Source organism: Pseudoalteromonas sp. S3785 (genome assembly GCF_005887365.1).
Lineage (GTDB): Bacteria > Pseudomonadota > Gammaproteobacteria > Enterobacterales > Alteromonadaceae > Pseudoalteromonas.
The window spans coordinates 1-273 of record NZ_PNCT01000180.1; the positions used below are offsets into that span (position 1 = coordinate 1).

The 273-nt window shown below is 44.0% G+C and carries 1 protein-coding gene; it reads left to right on the forward strand.

The features are described from left to right. Nucleotides 1-67 precede the first annotated feature (67 nt). On the forward strand, nt 68-220 hold the full coding sequence (locus CWC17_RS19055; protein ID WP_138614649.1) for a biotin/lipoyl-binding protein: 153 nt from the start codon (nt 68-70) through the stop codon (nt 218-220). The last annotated feature ends 53 nt before the right edge of the window (nt 221-273 follow it).

Below are 273 nucleotides of genomic sequence, written 5' to 3' on the forward strand. Positions count from 1 at the left end.
TATTTATTATTTAATGGCCGAAATGTTCATGCCGGTAACACAACAGGCACGGGTTTAGCACCCTGTTGTGCTAATACCGCCTCAAATAAGGGTCCGTCAAACTAACGTAATAGAAGCGAAAAACCAAGCTGTAAAAGCGGGGGATGTACTATCTCAAACAGACCCAAAACCGTATAGATTAGCACTAGAGCAAGCACAGCACGCCCTCGACGACGCCTAAATACACAATAAACGCCAAGAAACCAATGTAAAAGCACTTGACGCGCAATTATC